This is a genomic window from Bacillus carboniphilus (assembly GCF_020524035.2).
GTDB lineage: Bacteria > Bacillota > Bacilli > Bacillales > JAIVKR01 > Bacillus_CC.
Window position 1 is genome coordinate 1,706,819 of record NZ_CP129013.1, and the last position, 20,438, is coordinate 1,727,256.

Here is a 20,438-nt window from a genome sequence, read left to right on the forward strand (position 1 = left end):
TCAACGTGGTTCCACCCTTTTTCCTATTATTTAAATGTACCGTTAAAAAGCAGGAATCCCCCCTATCCTTTTAACCATACGTAAGAAACATAAATAATAGCTTAAAAGAACGTTAACGGACGATCCGTCAGACACTACTTAAATTTCGCGACTGAAGTTCAAAGGTGGTAAGAATACTCTGTTCGTTAGGAGGCTTCCAGCCCTTGTCCTCCCTCTCTTTAAACTCTAGAAATATTCCCGTGTCCTTATCATTACTTATCGATTATTGAATTAATACGTATTATAAGTGTATTAAAAGCAAAAATCAAGATTATTTAACATAAGAATTAAACATTCGTTTCTGCTCATAAAACCCATTAACATTATATACACATACTCGTTCTTGAAAAATATTTTGAATCGTTTGAAGCATGTTATCATCTTCTTGATCTGTATAAATAAATAATTTTTTCGGAGCAATTGAAACTAAAGGGGCTATTAACTGTGAATCTATGTACATTGGATGATGATAAATAAAATGCCGATCAATGAATTGTTGAAGCTCTTTATAAGATAATGGCAAATATTCGTTATTGAAGAGGTTATAATTTCCTTCATGAAGAAGATGTACAATTGGTAGTTGACATTGACGTGTAACAACATAGTCCCTTAAACTTTGAATAAAGTTTTGGTATTCTTGTTCCAGTTTATACTCTTCAATCGCAATTTCAACATATTGTTGAATCGTTTCTTGATAACCGTTTAACCGAAAAGTAATGAATGAATCCATTGAAAAAGATAAGTGAGGATGAATGATTTCATGTAATGCTTCCATAATATGCTTCTCTTTAGGAGTGACTTCTTCTATTTTTGGAATTCCTTCTCTCTCTCCCTCCATAATTGATTGAGTAATATGTAAGATTTCCTGCTGCTCATCTAAATCTAAAAAAAGATATTTTTGCTCAACGATCGTTAAAATTATGCCCGTGTCTTTAAAATAATGGAAATATTGAATAAAAACTGGCGTTAAAATGTGACTAACAAATAAAGCTGAGTCCGTAAAATGACAAGAGATGATACTTTCATTTGTAAGGGAAACATCCATTACGGAATCAGGTTTGTCTTCTTTTCTTTTCTTGATCCATTTATAAACAGACTGTGCCTCTTGCTCAGTAGAGAATGAAATTTGCACAAATTGTCCCCCCCTTATTACCGATTACCTGCTTCTATATATATGGGGGGATGTTTTTTTTTAGAAGTAAAGAAAAAGAAAGGCGATAAAAAAAAGACCAACTCCTTTGCCTGAGCAATTATACATCAACACCAAAATAACAATTTCTACTATTGATTTCTTCTATTCTCTCCTTCTAACTCTATTGGAATTGATAAATATTTTATTCTTTCCATCACTCTCGCAGCTTTCACTTTTTCCTCTTCCCCTCTTTGGGTATAGGCAAGGTGATGTTCTAGCTCTTTCAAATCAAAATTAGAAGTGAAAAACGTTGGTAAATTTTCAAGCATTCGATACTGTAAAATTGCGCCAAGTATATCGTCTCTAACCCAACTTGACATAGATTCTGCACCAATATCATCTAGCATTAAAACAGGGGCTATTTTGACGGCTTCAATTTTTCTATTAAATGTATCGTTTTGGAGAGATGTTTTAAGTTCCCTTACAAATTCAGGAACATAAAGAAGGACTGATGCCACACTTTTTTCCGCTAACTCATTTGCAATGGCTCCTAAAATAAAGGTCTTTCCTACACCAAAAGCACCATAAAGATATAACCCCTTTATTGGTTTAGTTGGTTCATAATTCTCTAGAAATTCATGAACATATGAAACAGCCTTTAATCTTGAATTATCCTCATAATCAATATTATTAAGGCGAGCCTTAAGGTTTTCTCTAGGAATATAAATACTTTCAACCAATGATTTCTGTTTTTTCTCTTTTTCGTATAACTTTTGGTTCTCACATTTCACATATTTTATATTGATTGTATTTCCTTCGCGTTCAAGTAAGGGATAATGACCTTGTAAAATATTTTTACACTTGTCCAAGCTTGGGCATTCGGAACATTGTTGACTTTGACTAGCAAATTCATATAGCTTAACTAAATTTTTCTCTATCACTTGTTCTGGAACTTGTTCCTTCTCTAAAAATAAAAGGATCTGATCATTTTTTAATAATTGTTCTTTCATTTCTTTTAATTTCGATTGAAGATTGTTATTCCCAACAATATTTTTCAGTGAATGCTGAATTGAATCCAAAGGTTTCCCTCCTAGTCAGTACTCTTCTTATTACTCATATACTGTTTTATCCGTTTTTCCAATTGTTGTTTCTCCCGCTCAAACTGTTCATCTGTTTTATTGTTCGTATTGCTTTTCTTTTCATCATCAGTTTGTTGCATCCATTTCGGAAGCTTTTCTTTACGAATGACAGAACTACGCTTATCCTTTGAGCGTTTAGGTTGATCTGAGCTTGCCCACTGTTGATATTTTCGATGCTCATTTTTTGCTAATGTCATTGCATCTGAGACGGTCTCAACTTTGCACCTACTCCAATGACTAGCTATCTTTTGAATATAAGCCTTGGAAAGCTTCATATTTGTTTTTAACATGACATAATAAATTAATACGTTGACTACCCCTGGCAATAAATTTTGTTGAAACATGACTTCTTCTATGATTTCTAAATCACTTGAAGATGGTTCAGCTCCATTGGCCAAATCGATTAAGAATTGTCTCGGGGTAATGGATTCTAGTTGTGTCACTAATTGTTTTTCTTTATCGTCTAATTGATTTGTAGGGGATTTCTTTTGTAAAGGTTGCTTTCGATCCACTAACTTTGGCACTTGATCACCATATGAAAAACTATACCAGTCTCTTGCTGCTTTTCTTAAAGATTCAATATTCACCTTATCGTCATGATCAAGTGCATTTAAAAGCACATTTTTCATTTCAATCGCATCAATTCCATATAAGTATGAAAGTTTATAAACGGCTTCCATCACGTTAGCCGTCAAAGCCTTTTTAGGAACAATATGTTCTGATAACCCTTCAAGAAATAAAGATTCATTAAAAGTTTCTGGTGCCACAATGACTTGTTTTCCATCTTCTTTTTCAAGAAATTCTCCTTCAATTTCATCGTTGTGATCAAATTCTGAATTTTTCAGCTCCGATGTATGAATGGATTTAAACACTTCACTGAAACTTTTCGTTATCTCTTTCCCTCCATTTGGAACGGCCTCATCAAGAAAAAACTGTTTTAGCTGATTATACTTATTTTTTCCTACTCGATTAAACAAATAAATATTCAACATACCATCTTGGAAAAACTGTTTTGGAGTTAAAGGAGGAAGTAATTCATAAATAAACAATCGAGGATCTTGTTCATAATAATATAATTTTAATAGCCCTATTCCCTCTAACTTCATTCTTTCTTGATAAATAAGTTTTAAATTCAACTGCATAGCTGTCATCAGACTGTAATGGTTGTTTTCTTTGCCCCATAAACGATTATGTTCGAGCTCTTCCCATAAAGTCATATATAGGCTATAACTAATCGCTCCAATTAAAGGCTGGTATAAGGCAGTTATCACCTTTCGATCTAATTCTTGAAGAACTCCCCGAGATTTCACTTGATATTTATCAATCGGAAGTAACTCTTTCCAATGTTGTTCCATCAAAAACAAACCTTTCCTGAGGTACTTTTAGATGATGGAGGTTGCTTAACAGATTATGTTTTTTTTATAAGTTCCTTCAATTCATCAATAAAAACATTAATATCTTTGAATTGACGGTAAACAGATGCAAATCGAACATAAGCTACTTCGTCAACTTCTGCTAAGCGATCCATTACCATTTGCCCAATATAATCACTTTGAACTTCAGAGCTCCCTTGGTTCCGTAAATCCTTTTCAATGTCTTTAACAATATCCTCTAACTTTTGTAAGGGGACAGGTCTTTTTTCACAAGCTTTAATCAGTCCTCTTAACATTTTTTCAGGACTAAATTCCTCCCTTGTCCCTTCTTTTTTAACAACAATTAACGGCATTTGCTCCACTTTTTCAAACGTTGTAAAACGATAGCGACAACTTTCACATTCTCGCCTTCTTCTAATCGATTTTGAATCATCAACGGGTCTAGAATCTAATACACGTGTCCCGTTATGATAACATGAAGGACATTTCATTCGTACTAACTCCTTTCTACATTAGTAATAATATGCGAGCTTTTATTATCCTTAATTGTAGCATAACTCTCTTGTTACTGGTGTGGGCACCACTATTTTGTTTGAAGGTACAGAAAAAGAGGTAGCAATGGGCTACCCCTTTAATCTGATTAAATAGTTAAAGAACATTTAACGTCCTATTCACTTGTACTGTTCCCATCCCTCTTGGAATTTCAATTGTTTCATTCGTATTTGCATTCAGGGCTTCAGCAATGTAATTCGCTGCCACATTTGGGTCTAAATCTCCACATGTATAAACATCAATACTGGCATAGCCATGCTCTGGAAAACTGTGTATAGTCAAATGAGACTCTGAAATGATGACAACTCCACTCACTCCTTGAGGAGCGAATTTATGAAAAGCGACTTCTCTAACTTCAGCACCTGATTTTAGTGCAGCATTAACAAATGTTTTTTCTATATATTCGATGTCATTTAACTTATTAAAATCGCAACCCCATAACTCTGAGATCACGTGACGTCCGATTGTTTCCATAATCATTTATTCCCCCTTCAACCAATAATAATCTATAAATCCTGTCATTACAGAATGTTTACTACCACGGGGGGAAAGTTAGTCCAAAGAGGTCCTAACCCTTTAAGTAGCAACATGTGCCCATATTCGAGGAGTTCACGAAAAATAGTATACTTTGTTTAATTTGTTTTTGCAACACACTTTCATTAAAATATTTTGGCAAAGGTTGTAGAAGGATAATCAGTCTTACTTTTCCCACCTTACATTATTTCATTCATTTTAATGAAGTCAGTAAACAAAAATGGCTGCCTAATATCAAATTAGACAGCACCACTAACGGCATTTAACTTATACTGCAGACAACGTAATCATGTTGATCGCTACATATTTTACTAAGTCCACTACTCGATTTGAATAGCCCCATTCATTATCATACCATGCCAAAACCTTTACCTTCTTTCCTTCCATAACCATTGTCGACAACCCATCAATAACTGCTGAATATGGATTGGTATTATAATCAATTGAAACTAAAGGTTCGTTTGAAAAAGATAATATATTTAACAAGTCCTTTGAAGCAGCATTTTTAAATACATCATTTACTTCATCAATCGTTGTTCCCCTTTCAACATCAACCACAAGATCAACTAATGAAACATTAGGTGTTGGTACTCTTAGTGCCATTCCATGTAGCTTCCCCTGTAAATGAGGCAACACTTTACCTAAAGCTTTTGCTGCACCTGTCGATGTGGGAATGATTGATTGACCACAAGCTCTAGCTCTCCGCAAATCTTTGTGAGGATTATCAATATTCTTTTGATCGTTCGTATAGGCATGAACAGTTGTCATTAATCCATTGACTATTCCAAATTTTTCATCTAGCACTTTTACCACAGGTGCTAAACAGTTAGTTGTACAAGATGCATTCGAAATTATTTTATGTTCTTTATGCTTATACTGCCTTTCATTCACCCCCATCACTATCGTAATATCTTCATTTTTACCAGGTGCTGTTAATACCACTTTTTTAGCACCAGCTTCAATGTGGGCCCAAGCTTTCTCTCGATCATTGAATTTTCCTGTAGCTTCGATAACAATATCTATATTAAGGCTTCCCCAGGGTAAATCCTTCGGGTTACGATTATTTAACAAAATAACTTTTCGACCGGCTACCATAAGATGATCTTCAAAAGGATATACCTCTTCGGAGAATTTCCCATGGACGGTGTCATATTTGATTAAATGAGCAAGCGTCTCAGCAGGGTAACTTGCATTAATAGCAACTACTTCTAAACTATCGTCCATAATTGCTTTTCTAAAGACCATTCTTCCAATTCTCCCAAAACCATTAATCGCTATTTTAGCTTTCATGTGTTTTCCCCTCCAGCTAATAGGTTATACTTTAAACCCCATTGTTAGAAATAGTATAACATAATTATGAATAAAAGGGGGTAATAATTTCATTTTTGGGTGAATAATAAGAAAAGCGTACGAGCCCGTTTAGCAACGAAGGGGCTTGAGCACTCCGTATGAGATAAAGGAAACACGAATAGCCGCAGGCTTCGATGTTGACTTATCATAAGGAGGAGGGCGAAAACTTACGAGTTGCTGGGCGATGGAGTAGACAATAAGAAAAGCGTAAGAGCCCTACTGACTTATAAGCTTGTCCATTTAGTAATTAATTCCATCAACTGCTCTTTTGTTTCATCGATTGTTCCATTGTTATCAATAACCTCATCAGCAAGTTTCCTTTTTTCCTCAAGGGAGAGCTGCGAGTGAATCCTACTTAACGCTTGTTCTTTTGTATATCCGTTTCTCTCCATTAACCTTCTTAATTGAGTATCTTTATTAACATATACCACTAAGGTTTGATCTACTAGTGATGTTAACTTACTCTCGAATAACAATGGAATATCTAATACAATCATGTTATATCCTTGTTTTATTAATGACTCTTTCTCCTTTAACATTTGCAACGAAACAGCAGGATGAACGATGTTATTTAGTTGTTTTCTTTTTTTCTGCATCGTTAAAGATCATATCGCCAAGCAATTCTCTATTGATGGTCTGATTCTTATTTAAAATTTGCTCACCAAAAGTTTCAATCACCTTTTGGTAAGCTGGTTTTCCAATTTCAACAACACCTCTAGCGATCTGATCTGCATCAATAACAGGTATAAATAATTGTTCAAACATTTTTGAGACCGTACTCTTTCCACTTGCTATTCCACCTGTTAACCCGATAATCATCTTTTATCAACCTTTCTAAAAGTACAACCTTTTTATATTCTAAACAACCCGATCATAATGAGAAGAAAACCTGGAATGCACGTCAGTTTTTCCATCCATTTAAAATTCGAAAAGGTGAGCCCAATATTCATCCCTATAGTCACAAAAAGAGAACTCATAACAGCGACCACAAGCGCCATCGCGATAGGAGAATAACCTAATAAGGCTGCTCCGATTCCAGCTCCGAATGCATCCAATGATAATGCAAAGCCTAATAAGACAGCTTCAACTCCGGTAATACTTCCAGACTTATCAATATCGGCACTCATTGGCTTATGCAAAATTTTAATCACAATTCCTAATGTTTTAATTTCAAAATCAACTAATAGCTTTTCTTTTTTGATTGTATCATGATCTGACATATCTACAGTGCTAAAAAATTGATATAAAATCCATCCTCCTATTGCAATTAAAATCAAACCACCTAAGGTTTCCGTTACTTGAATTGGTAAAAATTTTAATAAAAGCTCTCCAAACGCCATGGCAACTAGCATGGTTATCGCAGAGCATCCTGTTATCACGGCAATTGATTTTAGGGGAATTTTAATCTTCCTCATCCCATAGGTAAAACCTACTGTAAAACTATCTAAACTAACTGCCAAGGCAAGGAAAAATAAAGAAATAAAATAGACCATCATTATTTTAGCCCTTCTTTCCAACAACAAAATTGAAGAATGCTAAATATAATATATGGTCAAAACAAGATTTTGGAGCTTGTCAAAAGAGAATTGTGTTATCGCTTATTTTTGACAGTCTTCACAAAAGTGTGTACCTCTCCCGCCAACTTTGATTTTTTTTATAGGTGTCTGACATTGTTTACACGGTTGTTCCTCTCGTCCATATACATACAGGTCATTTTGAAACATCCCTATTTCACCTTGACTATTTACATAAGAACGAATGGTGCTTCCTCCCTTATCTACCGCCTTTTTCAGCGTTTGAATAATATAATGGTGAAGCCTTTCAATCTCCTCATCTCCAAGTTCATTAGAGATTCTTTCAGGATGAACCCCTGAAAGGAATAATGCTTCATCTACGTAAATATTCCCTAGTCCGACAACGAATCGTTGATCTAAAAGAGCTACTTTAATAAATCGTTTCGTTTTACTCAATTTCATTTTTAGGTCTTCAAATGTGAAATCTTTAGAAAAGGGTTCAGGACCTAGTTGAGATAAAGGGAGCTGTTTTTCCTCTTCTCCTTTAGGAAATAGATGCATTGTACCAAATTTACGCACATCGCGATATCGTAATTCCTTGCCATCTGTAAAATGAAAAATAACATGGGTATGTTTATCTATTTCTTCTGTGTGTGTGTATACACCAAATCTTCCTTCCATTCTTAAATGGGATACAAGAACAAAGTCATCAAGGAAGATTTTCAAAAACTTTCCTCGACGGTCCACTTGATGAATTTTTTGTCCTTTCAAAAGCGTTTCAAATTCAAGGGCATCATCAGGATGTTTAATGATTTTGGGCCACTGAATAGTAACCGATTCAATTTGCTTACTTATTATTAAATTATGAAGGGTTCTGCGAACCGTTTCCACTTCAGGTAGCTCGGGCATTGTTGTACTTCCTTTCTATTTCGCATCATACCAAGATGGCCCTGAAGAATAATCAACTTTCAATGGAACTTTTAGTTGAACCGCATTTTCCATTACTTCAGGTACGATCTTTTCTAAGATTTTGATTTCATTTTCAGGTGCTTCAAAAATCAATTCATCATGAACTTGTAATAATAACGTCGATTGAAGGTTTTCCTTTTTCAGACGTTCAGCCATAACAATCATCGCCTTTTTAATAATATCAGCAGCACTTCCTTGAATAGGCGTATTGATAGCTGTTCGTTCTGCAAAGCTTCGAACATTAAAGTTGCGACTCGTAATTTCAGGAATATATCTCCTTCTTTGAAGTAAGGTCTGTGAGTATCCTAACTGTTTCGCTTCTAAAACCGCTTCCTCCATGTATTCCTTAACCCCTTGATAAATTTCAAAATAACGATCAATAAATTTCCCCGCTTCTTTACGAGATATATTTAGATTTTGTGATAAGCCATAATCAGATATCCCGTAAACGATCCCAAAATTCACAGCTTTGGCTTGCCTTCTCATATTTGAAGTAACATCCTTCTCTTCAACATGAAAAACATCCATTGCTGTTTTTGTATGAATGTCCAGACCTTCATTGAACGCTTTAATCAAGTTTTCATCTTCAGCTATGAGCTAACACTCTCAATTCGATTTGTGAATAATCTGCTGCAAACATTAACCAATCCTTCTGAGAAGGAACAAACACTTTTCGAATTTTTCTTCCTTCTTCTAAACGAATAGGTATATTTTGCAAGTTAGGATCTGTAGAACTGAGTCTCCCCGTTTGTGTTAATGCTTGGTTAAAACGGGTATGAATTTTTCCCCGTTTTTTGGTGAACCATTTTTAATAGCCCTTCTATATAAGTCGACTGTAGTTTGCCTAACTGACGATAATGTAATATTTCTTCGATGATAGGGTGTTTCTGCTTTAACTTATCAAGGACATCTGCAGAAGTCGAATAGCCTGTTTTTGTTTTCTTTATAACGGGTAACTCTAGTCTCTCAAATAAAATAACACCTAGCTGCTTCGGAGAATTTATATTAAATGTTTCACCTGCTAACTCATAAATCTTTTTCTCTAAACTTGTTAATTTATCCGCTAGTTGGGCACCCATTTCTTTTAATTGATTAACGTCGACAGATACACCTTGTATTTCCATTTCAGATAAGATTTTTGCTAGTGGCAGTTCTAAATTCTCAAATAAATCTAGCTGTTCATTCTTCTCTAGCTTCTCTACTAATAATGGCTCTAATTCCAAAATAGTGGCTGCTTTTCGAATAAGGTGTTCCCCTAACTGCTTCTCATCAGGTACCTTTCTTTTTGCTCCTTTTCCATAGGCAGATTCATCTGTCAACACTGTGTTTAATCCATGTTCACTTGCAATACTAGCTAAATCATCATTGGATAGAGAAGGATTGATAATATAGGCGGCTAATTGTGCATCAAACTTCATTCCCTTGACATAAATTCCTTGCCAATTGAGAGATACAATTGTTCTTTTTGCATCAAAGACGATTTTTTCAACAGTCTCATCTTCCAGCCATTCTTTAAATAGTGTCGAGTTAAGAGCCGTTTCATTTGAGATGAAATAATAGTCTTCTTCAGTTGCTAATGAAAAACCAACAATGTTTCCTTGGTGATAATTTTCTTCCATCACTTCCACAACAAAGGCTGCTTTTTTAGGAAGAAGGGACGATTTAATTTCTTCAACAATGTGAAAATCATATGATTTCAACTCGACTTCTTCCTTTTCCACACCTATTTTTTCTAACATCGTTGTAAAACCTAATTCTTTAAAAATAGGGACAATCTTATCCGTTTCATAGCCGTTATACGATAGATCGTCAAGTTGAATAGTTATAGGAGCCTCTATTTCAATCGTAGCTAGCTGTTTACTCATAAATGCTTGTTCTTTATTGTCCGTTAGCTTTTCCTTTAATTTTTTACCGCTCACTTCATCCATGTTTTCATAAATATTTTCAATCGTTTCAAATTGATGGAGGAGCTTTAGTGCCGTTTTTTCACCAACACCCGGTACACCAGGAATGTTATCAGAGCTATCTCCCATTAACCCTTTCATATGTATAATTTGTTCAGGCTTTATTCCATATTTTTCGTCAATGAATTCTGGCGTATAGGAATCAACATCCGTGATTCCTTTTTTTGGTAATATCAACAGTGATATGTTTTGTAGAGAGCTGTGTTAAGTCTTTATCACCCGAAATAACTTTAACCGATAGTCCTTCTTTTTCGGCTTGCTTAGCTAACGTACCGATAATATCATCTGCTTCATAATTTTCTAACTCATATTTAGGTATACCATAAGCATCTAACAGTTCATGAATAAACGGAAATTGTTCCGATAGTTCAGGTGGAGTTTTTTGTCTTCCTCCTTTATATTCGTCAAACGTTTTATGGCGAAACGTTGTTTTTCCTGCATCGAAAGCAACAAGAATATGAGAAGGCCTTTCTTCTTCTAAAATTTTTAATAGGATATTGGTAAACCCATAAACCGCGTTTGTATATACCCCTTTATCGTTGTTCAGCAAGGGAAGAGCAAAGAAAGCTCGATAAGCTATACTGTTTCCGTCAATTAGTACTAATTTTTTTGACAACCTAAAATCCTCCTTCAAGCGAGTCCGTTATACTTATTTTATTTTATCATGTTCAGAGATAAAAACATAAGCGGTAATAGTGGTGGATTGAGTCAAGTCTTTATGGTTTTTTCACAAATAACTCACTCCCTAATAGAAAGTCAAAAGTTCTATTGGATTTCTTTCAAGCTCTTTTCACCAAACTAGCTTTATTTTATATAACTGTACCTCGCTTTCTGCGGACGTCCTAACAATTCTCCTTGTTCGTTTCTCACATTGTGGTCAGACCTAGCCATTCCCGTTTTTCCGCGGGAGTCTTGCGTTTCCTTATAAAGTTTGGCTATAGAAAATTACATTCTTTTTATGATCAATTTTATTATGAAAAAGGGTTGTTTTCATTTATCACTTCTTTATAATATCTAGGTTGCTTCTTCTCTCCTTCAAAAATATTCAATCTGTTCAATAGAGTCTGTCTGTTGCTGGCCTCTTATAGATTCCACTTCAAAATAGACGCCCTTGCGTCAAGATAATTTCCCCTTCCACCTTCACGGATTAGAACTTCCCCCCTATAGATAGATTCCATCCATACCATGCACACTTACAAAACCCACCAAAGATTCACTTTGGTGGGTAGTAGTTTTAGAGATTAGTATCCCTAATATCATCTTGTGTATGCTGTATACTTGTAAGACCAAGAAACAGATAGATTATAATCATCATAGTAAAACTTTCCTATAAGATTTCCAAAGTGTCCATCACTGTTCATAGTGAAGTCATCAAAGTTTGCCGAAATCGTTCTGTATACTTTTCCATCATATGCTAATTTCTGTCTTTCGACAGTATTTTCATATTCTCTTGACTGTCCTAATGGGAGTGGATCTTGACCAGTTAAACTTTCCCAAAGATTGTACACTTTATCTGCATAAGGAATTAACCCAAAGAAAGCTTTTACATAGTTAGAATTGCCGTCAAGGTCTGCATTAATCTCCTGACTAATATATATGTCATTCCCTTCCAGTCCACCATGCGCTAACTCCAAATCCTCAATTTTTAGACCTAATCCATAATAAAATACTGACAAAATGCCAGAGTAATGATCATACTCGAGAGTCATTCCATCATTCTGCCCCACTTGAAGTACAAACTCGGTAGTACTATTAAACCTACTAATTACATTTAGGTAAGAGATTTGTGTCAGTGTGTATGAACCTGAATCTACGCTGCCAGCAGTGTATGCACCGCGTGGTTCACCATTAGTATAGTGATAACTTTTCCATCCAGTACCTTTAAAGAGACTTTCCGGAACATCGTAATCAGATAATTTAACAGACCGATCAGGATTACTTGAGTAGTCCTTTAAATCATCTAGTAATCGGATTAACTCTTTTTGATTGACATATATTGTAGAACTCTGAGTAGAACTTTTTTCACTCACTGAAAGATCTCCACTAGAACTAGCTACTCCAGATAATTGTTGTGTTGATTCCTGACTAATATTTTGAGAGTAATCGGATTTATTGTTCATGTTGTACAATTGAATTATTTTCTCTTTCAATTGGTTTTCTGATAAGTCCTTTTCGCTTATCAATTTTAGCGCTCCATCAAAAAAATCCTGAAAATTTTGATCTGATATTTCATTTTGTATATAGATTTTTTCACCGGTCTCTTTATGTTCCACAATCAATGAGAGAACATTTTTTCCAATCAAATTATTATTCTGATTTGTAAGGGCAGTCTGTCTGCTTTCCTTCTCAACTCTAAACTGGAGAATATTAAACTCCTTGGAACCACTCAATTCACCAAGGACTAGCTTTTTACTATATGCACCTTCACTAATTTTAGGATAGAGATTTCCATTCAGATTAAGTGGGTACTTACTATTTTTATACCACAAATCCCCTTGAATTGTTACATTACCATTTTCTTGAGATATCTTAAAATTTTCAGCGTAGGCACTGGATTTAGCTGGTTCATAGTCACTACCTTTTACAATTCCTTCAATATGGTCGGCAACAATTTGTTTTTTAGATATTTCGCCGCTTGCTTCAACTTCAAACACAAATACAGAAAGAAACAAAATACTTACAACAAAAAGAAAACCTGCTTTCTTCATTAGAATCCCTCCATTTAAGTTTGAATAAGCATTCAAGTCAAATAACTCAAATTTAGGAAATCAGATAACGAAAATTCCCACTAGACTTTCATTTAAATGTTCACTCTCTCTTGTTAGCAATCATGGCTTTTGTGTCTATTCAGGGAAAATTATTCACGTTTAGCCTTTTGAATTCGAAGCCTAGCAAAAGAGAATGAGCCATCATATACTGATATGCACCACATGACATTAGAAGAGTAAAATGTAGATTTTTTAATCGCCCAATTGTACATTTAACTTGATTCCCTAGTAAATTCAATTGTTCAGGATATAAATAGTGAAGTTTTTCTCAATCTATACTTTTCTTATTTCGTCTTGCATTCTAAAAATGGGCAAATTACTAAACTTATTCGAGTACAGCTTTCATGACTAAAATAGGGATATTTACAAAAGTGTCTGATATCACTTATAGTAATTCATCTTCGTTGGGATTTTAGCAAATGATATTAAAGCTTTTGCTTAAACAATAACTGGAGAATATATTCCGAGTGTATTAGATTGGGATTATAAGACGTGGTGTTTAAAGTCTTAAACTTTTTATTATGGAATATTAACGTTATAATCTCTCTACTTGAGAATATTTTACAGAACGCTTTTCAACAAGTATAGTATCATATCAATAAATGAAATTAAACCCTTTTTCTGGTATTTAATATTAAAAAGTAATATACTTAATGAGTATTACAAAGGAGGTCTTGGGTGTGCGAATGGTGAAAATAGTTTTTATTACTTTTGGAATACTATTCATCACTTGTTGTCAATCCGAAACACTTCTCTCTGGAAAATTACATGCAGTTGCTCATCTGGAAGATTCTTTCTATATTATCTTAGATAGAGGAGTCGTTAAGGATGGCTTTGCTTTTCATGAAGACGTTAAATTGATTATGGTTGAGACTTCAATTGAAGAACGTGAACGAAAAGAATTTGCTCAAAAATCTCTTACTTATCTGTTTGATATGAGGCATGATAAAGTAAACGCACATATCATCAGTCAAGATGAGGCTGGATATTCAGGATTTGTGGATATAAACAATCAGGATATAGCTATTCTTTTACTCGAAAAAGGCTACATTAAAGTGGATGAAGATTCTAAATACATCTCTAAATATCCGGAAAAATTCCAACAATATATGGAGAGTCAATCAATGGCTAAAAAAAAGAAGGTGGGGTTATGGCAGGATGAATAGATAAAGCATCATTGCACCAGATGTATTTCTAAAAACCACTAACTCAACAACTAAAGTATTGAAGAAATAAATTAGCAAAAATAATATAAATAAAACAAGGGGAGGGGAGGTCCTATCAAACTGACTTCCCCTTAAGATCTATTAGTCTAATTTCTCCAACTACCCAATTTTTCGAAACTATAAAGGTAAAGGTATACCAATCAAAGGAGGAGGTTTTATTCACTCCCTAACAGAGTATTGGCATAAGGAGAATCAAGTGGAAGGATAATGACCGTTTCTCCATCGATTGTTTTCTTATAAGATTGCAAGGTGCGGAACATCTCATAAAACTCTGGGTCTTTGGAATACGAATCATTGTATATTTGACCTGCTTCTTTTTCTCCTTCTCCTCGAATGGCTTCGGCTTCTGCTTTTGCTTTCGCTAACATTTCTTTCACTTCTCTGTCCGTCTCAGCAATTTGACGATTTTTCTCTGCTTCACCTTCTGATAAATATTCTTGAGACTTAGCTTCCCTTTCAGAAATCATTAAGTTATAAACGGAATTCTCGTTGTCATTAGGCAAATCTGTTCGTTTAATTCTGACATCTGTTACTACGATACCAAAATTGTTACTGTCTAGAAGAGTGTTTACCGTTTCAGTCACTTGATCATTTAAACTTCCTCTTGATTCATTTTCATCATTAATAATTTCATCATAGTCAAGTTTACCTAACTGAGAACGAATCGTTGAAAAGATAAACTCTGACATTTTTGCTTCTGCATTAACAACGGTTTTTGCATTTGCTATCATCTTTTTCGGATCCTCAATCTTCCAGACCGCATAGTTGTCGATAATAATCCTCTTTTTATCTTTTGTATTAATTTCCGCTTCTTCTACACTCATTTTCATTTGATTTTTAGGAAGCGTTGTTACCGACTGAACAAAAGGGATTTTCACATGCAATCCTGGATCTTCCACAATTTTTATTACTTCTCCAAATTGACGGACCACTCGATATTCGTTTTCTTTCACGATATATATATTCGTTAATAAAAAGCCAATGATCACGATAAGAAGAAGAAAGAATACACCACCTCGAATGTATTTTCTCCAATTTTGTGAACCTTTTCTTTCTTCCATATCTACCACTTTACTGCTCATTCTGATCACTTCCTTCCTCTGCTGGAATGATGTCTTTTGATTTTTGGAGGTCAGTAATCGGGAAATATTTCATTGTACTTCCATCATCCTTCATCATGTAAATCGTGGCATCAGGAAGAACTTCATCGATCGTTTCTAAGATTAATCGTTTTTCCGTTACTTCTTTAGAACCTGTATATTTCTCATAAACAGAATTAAAGAGAGCTACTTCCCCTTTTGCTGTTTCTATACGTTCTGTTTTATCTCCTTGGGCTGCCGAAATGATCGCATCTCGCTCCCCTTCCGCTTCTAATTTTTTTTGATTGGAGTACTTTTCAGCTTCTTTTATTTTCGTGTTTTTCGTTTCACGAGAATCCGTTACAGCAGTGAATGCCTTTCTTACTTCTTCATTCGGTAACTCAACGTCTTGAAGCTTTACAGCCAAAATAGAGATACCGACATCATATTTCTCTATCAACTCGGTTAAAAGATCTTGAACCTCAGCTTCAATCTCTAACTTTCCTGATGTTAAAGCATCATCAATTTCAGAACTTCCGATAATACTTCTTAATGATGCAGAAGTAGCATCGTGTAAAATATCTTTAGGAGCTTCAGAGTTAAATAGAAACTTTTTAGGATCTGTTATTTTCCATTGAACAACCATATCCGCTAACACAATCTTTTCATCACCTGTAATCATTTTCGTTTCTTTTGGGTATTCAACGATTTCTCCATCTTTTTCTTCATAGCCAAATTGCAAACTAAACGTTTCTTTTGAAAGTTTTTCGACAGTTTGAATCGGCCAAGGCATTTTAAAATGAAGGCCCGAGCCAATAATTCCTTCTTCTACTTCACCAAAAGTGATAATGACCGCTTGTTCTGATTCATCGACGGTATACCATGAAGTGAAGGCGACAATTCCTAAAACAATAATGACAAAGAACAATCCTATAATCTTATAAATACTTTTTAAACTCATTTTACCCTTCCTTTCTACATAATAGTTGATACTAATAAATACGATTAAACCATCAATTAGTTTCATATAATGATAGGTTTTTATGAGTATACAAAAAAGAGCGAGAGCTCATTCGCTCTCGCCTCTCCAATTGGCTCCTTGGATGAAGGGGTTTTCACAGATTATCTTACCAACCATTTGTTAAGTTGGAATAAATTAATTGTAAACATCATGTAAACATAAGAAAAGCGCAAGCGCCCGTCTAATGACGACAACAAGCATTTGAACATCATCCTAAAAGCGAAAACGTTCATTTAGCGAAGCAAGTGCTTACCTTCCTTATTAAAAGTAATAGTAAACGTAGTCCCTTCCCCTACATGGCTTGTTACAAAAATGTCTGCATGATGCGCTTCAACTAAATGTTTCACGATGGCTAAACCTAACCCTGTTCCCCCTGAATCTCTACTTCTCGCTTTATCAACACGATAAAAACGTTCAAAAATTCTAGGGATCTCTTCTTCCTTCATTCCAATACCCGTATCTTTTACTGTCACCACTACTTGATCATCCAAGTTTTTGACAGTAACAAAAACTTGGCCTCCTTCAAGTGTATAGTTGATCGCATTTCCAATTAAGTTAATAAAAATCTGTTTTAATCGATCTGGATCTCCTTGTAAATAAACGTGGTGGTATGGGTTATCCACATTTAAATTAATATCCTTTGCTTTCGCTTTTTGTTCTAGTAACATGATTATTTCATCTAATATCTCTTTGAAATCACATTTTTCGATATTTAATTCAAATCCTTGTTGTTCAATTTTTGATAAATCCAGTAAATCTTGAATAAGTGATTGCAGGCGATCGCTCTCTTTTAAAATTATAGATAGAAAATAAGTTAGCGTTTCCCTTTCATTCATGGCTCCATCGAGAAGCGTCTCCGAAAACCCTTTAATGGAAGTAATGGGTGTCTTCAACTCATGAGAAACATTAGCGACAAAATCTTTTCGCATTTGCTCTAGTTTTTTCAACTCTGTTATATCATGAAAGACTAAAACAACACCCTTCCATTCATCACTGTTTCCTATGATCGGAACTCCATATACCTCAAAATGTCTTCTTTCGATTTTTAAGGGAACCATCAGCTGCCTTCTAACACCTACTTCGGTCATAAAAATCTCTTCAACAATATCAATGATTTCCTCATGTTCAAACGCCTCATAATACAACTTATATAAATAAGAGTTCTCATCAATCTGGAAGATTTCTTTATAGGCTCTATTGACTAAATTTATATATCCTCTACCATCAATTAAAATTAATCCACTCCCCATATTTTCTATTAACGTTTGTAATCGATCCTGTTGCATTTCTTGAGCTTTGGTCATATCCTGTAAATTCCGAGCTAAAATATTGATTGATTGACTCAACATTCCCGTTTCGTCTAAATGATTTTCATATGTTCTTGCCTTATAATTTCCTTTAGCCAATTCCATTGCCACTTGAGTAGCTGATTCAATTGGTTTTGTATACTGAGATGTTATTCGTACCCCTATAATTAAAATCACAATTAAGGCTAATCCTAGACTAATAATCAATAATCCCCATATTTGTTGGTTAACTAGTTTTAGTGATGATACAGGAAGACTTAAAACGATAAATCCCTCTTCATCTGAATCATTAATAATAGGCATCCCATAGAAAAATAAATCATCTTCCGTTCTTATTTCATAAAAAGATTTCTTCTTGTTCCTATTGTCACCCAAAAGCTGTTCAAGTGTACGGTCGTAATAAGGGGACTTTTCACCGTAAAGTGCTTCAGTGACAATCGCTCCTTCAGAGTTAATAATGGCTACATTGGATTCCAGTTGCTCACTAATCGTTTCAATTATAGGTTGAAGATTAGTTGAATCTATTCCTTCTTTTAAAACAAGTGTTTCTGTTAATTCTGCTTCCTTCTTTATGCGATCTTTATATGTATCAATATAGTAAGTTTGAAATAATTGCCCTATTAATATTCCTAACCCTATTAACACCGCAATAATAAGGGTTAATAAACCAAATAAAAGTCTAGTACGAAACTTATGCATTCAGTTTCGGCTCCTCAAATTTATAACCAAGACCTCTAATTGTTTTAATATAGATTGGTTTCTTTGTATTTCGCTCTATTTTTTCTCGCAGGTGACTAATATGAACATCTACTATCCTCGTATCTCCAGCAAAATCATAATTCCAAACAGCACTTAATAATTGATCTCTCGTTAAAACTCTCCCCTTATGTTTTGCTAAGTAAACAAGTAGTTCAAACTCTTTTGGTGTTAACTCAAGCTGTTCTTCTTGAAAATATGCTTCATAGTGATCTGGTAATATTTTTAAATCTGCAATTGTCATGACATCATCATCGTGTTCTTGAGTACCATCCGTTTGATTAGAAGATTGAGTTCTTCTTAAAATTGCTTTTATTCGAGCAACGACTTCCCTTGGACTAAAAGGTTTCGTCATATAATCATCTGCACCTAACTCCAAACCTAATACTTTATCGAACTCATCATCCTTAGCAGTTAGCATTAAAATGGCAGTCATCACTTTTTTCTGCCTAAGTTGCTTACACACTTCCATACCATCAAGCTTTGGCAGCATTAGATCAAGTACAACTAAATCTGGTTTCTCCTCAAGAGCAAGCTGAAAACCATCTTCCCCATTCATTGCGGTTATTACTTTATAACCACTTTGTTCAAGATTGTATTGTAAAAGCGTTACAATCGATTGCTCATCATCTACAACTAAAATTTTCTTACTCATCAGAAAGCCTCCACCATCTTTTTATTTCCCTTATCATGGAGCCGAACCATTCATAATTACTTATCTCTTTTTTTTACTCCCTAATGTATATTTTAGCGAAAAAGTGACTAAAACTTCAACTTTCTTTCTAACTTAGGCTGCTGGTTGGTTCTAAATAACCATAAGAAAAGCGCAAGCGCCCGTTTAGCGACGCAGGTGCAAAGGAACGTCAACTAAGTACAGTCACGTCTTGTGACTAACGTTGACGCTAGCCCGTCCTGGGCATCGCCGCATGAGATAAAGGAAACACGAAAAGCCGGAAAGCGGAGGATCTACTAACTACTGCCACGTCGCGCGAGCAAACGTAGATCCACCTCCCTCCTGGAGGCGTCTCCGTTGACTTATCCGTAGAGACATGGAACATCAACTAAAGACGCCCACGTCCTGTGGGCAACGTTGATGCTAGCACTTCCTGTGCATCGAAAGCGCTACCCCGTCGCTGGGAGCTGGAGCTAGACAAAAATAAAAGCACCATCTGAATAAGGACCAGTTTATATACTTTCTTACTCTGTAAAAAAAACGCTGATCTTACTGTCAGCGCTAGAAATTCTCTAGTGATTTCCCATCCATCTTCTTCATTTTTTGCGGTGGACAAACGCTCATCCTACCTGTTAATACTTCTTTCCCTTCTTCATTTTTCACCTGTACCTTAATTGAAATGCGTTTTAATTTCTCATCTTTATCGACGACTTCAAATAAGAAATGAATCACTTCATAATGATAAACTGGAGCCAAAAAATCAATTTGCTGTGATTGAATATAACTCCCTGGTCCTGGTAAATATTTAGAAACAGCCGAAAGAACAATTCCCGTTAACATAATCGAGGGAACCACTGGCTTTTCAAATGTTGTTTGAGTAGCATAATCATGTTGAATAAATAATGGATTTGCATCATTCGTAAGGCCTAAATAAAGAAGTAAGTCTTTATCTTCCACTTTTTCTGTAAGCGTCAACTTTTCTCCAAGAGTGATCTCCTCAAAAGTTCTCCCAAGTTTCCGCTTTTTACCTAACACCATTTCA

Annotated in this window: 15 protein-coding genes and 2 pseudogenes; 1 reads left to right on the top strand and 16 read right to left on the bottom strand. The window is 34.9% G+C overall.

Annotated elements, in window-relative coordinates; genetic code table 11:
- Positions 1–310: 310 nt before the first annotated feature.
- The 11 genes and pseudogenes from ytxC to LC087_RS08795 all read right to left on the bottom strand — a co-directional run bounded on the left by ytxC (position 311) and on the right by LC087_RS08795 (position 13,274).
- Positions 311–1,171 (bottom strand): putative sporulation protein YtxC, encoded by an 861-nt coding sequence (gene ytxC, locus LC087_RS08745; RefSeq protein ID WP_226539214.1) that lies wholly within the window; start codon positions 1,169–1,171, stop codon positions 311–313.
- Between the two features lie 149 nt (positions 1,172–1,320).
- A complete protein-coding gene (dnaI, locus tag LC087_RS08750; RefSeq protein WP_226539213.1) occupies positions 1,321–2,250 on the bottom strand; it encodes a primosomal protein DnaI in 930 nt (309 codons plus the stop codon).
- 11 nt (positions 2,251–2,261) lie between these two features.
- Positions 2,262–3,665, bottom strand: a complete 1,404-nt coding sequence (locus LC087_RS08755) for a replication initiation and membrane attachment family protein (RefSeq protein WP_226539212.1) — start codon at positions 3,663–3,665, stop codon at positions 2,262–2,264.
- A 53-nt stretch (positions 3,666–3,718) separates the two neighbouring features.
- Positions 3,719–4,174 carry a transcriptional regulator NrdR gene (gene nrdR / locus LC087_RS08760; RefSeq protein ID WP_226539211.1) on the bottom strand — a complete coding sequence of 152 codons (456 nt, stop codon included), beginning with the start codon at positions 4,172–4,174 and terminating at the stop codon, positions 3,719–3,721.
- 157 nt (positions 4,175–4,331) lie between these two features.
- The gene (speD, locus tag LC087_RS08765; RefSeq protein ID WP_226539210.1) at positions 4,332–4,709 is read right to left on the bottom strand and encodes an adenosylmethionine decarboxylase; all 378 of its coding nucleotides are present in this window, start codon (positions 4,707–4,709) and stop codon (positions 4,332–4,334) included.
- 327 nt (positions 4,710–5,036) lie between these two features.
- Positions 5,037–6,059 (bottom strand): glyceraldehyde-3-phosphate dehydrogenase, encoded by a 1,023-nt coding sequence (locus tag LC087_RS08770; protein WP_226539209.1) that lies wholly within the window; start codon positions 6,057–6,059, stop codon positions 5,037–5,039.
- Positions 6,060–6,343: 284 nt separating this feature from the next.
- Positions 6,344–6,938 (bottom strand): annotated as a pseudogene (coaE, locus tag LC087_RS08775) (dephospho-CoA kinase).
- A 32-nt stretch (positions 6,939–6,970) separates the two neighbouring features.
- Positions 6,971–7,612, bottom strand: coding sequence for a sporulation membrane protein YtaF (gene ytaF / locus LC087_RS08780; RefSeq protein ID WP_226539284.1), 642 nt, complete (start codon positions 7,610–7,612; stop codon positions 6,971–6,973).
- Between the two features lie 105 nt (positions 7,613–7,717).
- Positions 7,718–8,542 (bottom strand): DNA-formamidopyrimidine glycosylase, encoded by an 825-nt coding sequence (gene mutM / locus LC087_RS08785; RefSeq protein WP_226539207.1) that lies wholly within the window; start codon positions 8,540–8,542, stop codon positions 7,718–7,720.
- Positions 8,543–8,557: 15 nt separating this feature from the next.
- Positions 8,558–11,182 (bottom strand): annotated as a pseudogene (gene polA, locus LC087_RS08790) (DNA polymerase I).
- A gap of 640 nt (positions 11,183–11,822) precedes the next feature.
- Positions 11,823–13,274: a hypothetical protein gene (locus LC087_RS08795; protein ID WP_226539205.1), complete on the bottom strand. Its 1,452-nt coding sequence runs from the start codon at positions 13,272–13,274 to the stop codon at positions 11,823–11,825.
- A gap of 746 nt (positions 13,275–14,020) precedes the next feature.
- Here LC087_RS08795 and LC087_RS08800 point away from each other — a divergent pair.
- Complete coding sequence (locus LC087_RS08800) at positions 14,021–14,500, top strand: thermonuclease family protein (RefSeq protein WP_226539204.1); 480 nt, start codon at positions 14,021–14,023, stop codon at positions 14,498–14,500.
- Between the two features lie 215 nt (positions 14,501–14,715).
- Here LC087_RS08800 and hflC read toward each other — a convergent pair whose 3' ends face one another.
- The 5 genes from hflC to LC087_RS08825 all read right to left on the bottom strand — a co-directional run bounded on the left by hflC (position 14,716) and on the right by LC087_RS08825 (position 20,434).
- Positions 14,716–15,642: a protease modulator HflC gene (gene hflC, locus LC087_RS08805; protein WP_226539203.1), complete on the bottom strand. Its 927-nt coding sequence runs from the start codon at positions 15,640–15,642 to the stop codon at positions 14,716–14,718.
- Positions 15,632–16,600, bottom strand: coding sequence for an FtsH protease activity modulator HflK (gene hflK, locus LC087_RS08810; RefSeq protein WP_226539202.1), 969 nt, complete (start codon positions 16,598–16,600; stop codon positions 15,632–15,634). Before hflK ends, hflC begins: the two co-directional genes overlap by 11 nt.
- Positions 16,601–16,893: 293 nt before the next feature.
- On the bottom strand, positions 16,894–18,666 hold the full coding sequence (pnpS, locus tag LC087_RS08815; RefSeq protein ID WP_226539201.1) for a two-component system histidine kinase PnpS: 1,773 nt from the start codon (positions 18,664–18,666) through the stop codon (positions 16,894–16,896).
- Positions 18,659–19,378 (bottom strand): response regulator transcription factor, encoded by a 720-nt coding sequence (locus tag LC087_RS08820; protein ID WP_226539200.1) that lies wholly within the window; start codon positions 19,376–19,378, stop codon positions 18,659–18,661. The genes pnpS and LC087_RS08820 overlap by 8 nt, the downstream gene beginning before the upstream one ends.
- Before the next feature lie 579 nt (positions 19,379–19,957).
- Positions 19,958–20,434 (bottom strand): MaoC family dehydratase, encoded by a 477-nt coding sequence (locus LC087_RS08825; protein WP_226539199.1) that lies wholly within the window; start codon positions 20,432–20,434, stop codon positions 19,958–19,960.
- Positions 20,435–20,438 lie beyond the last annotated feature (4 nt).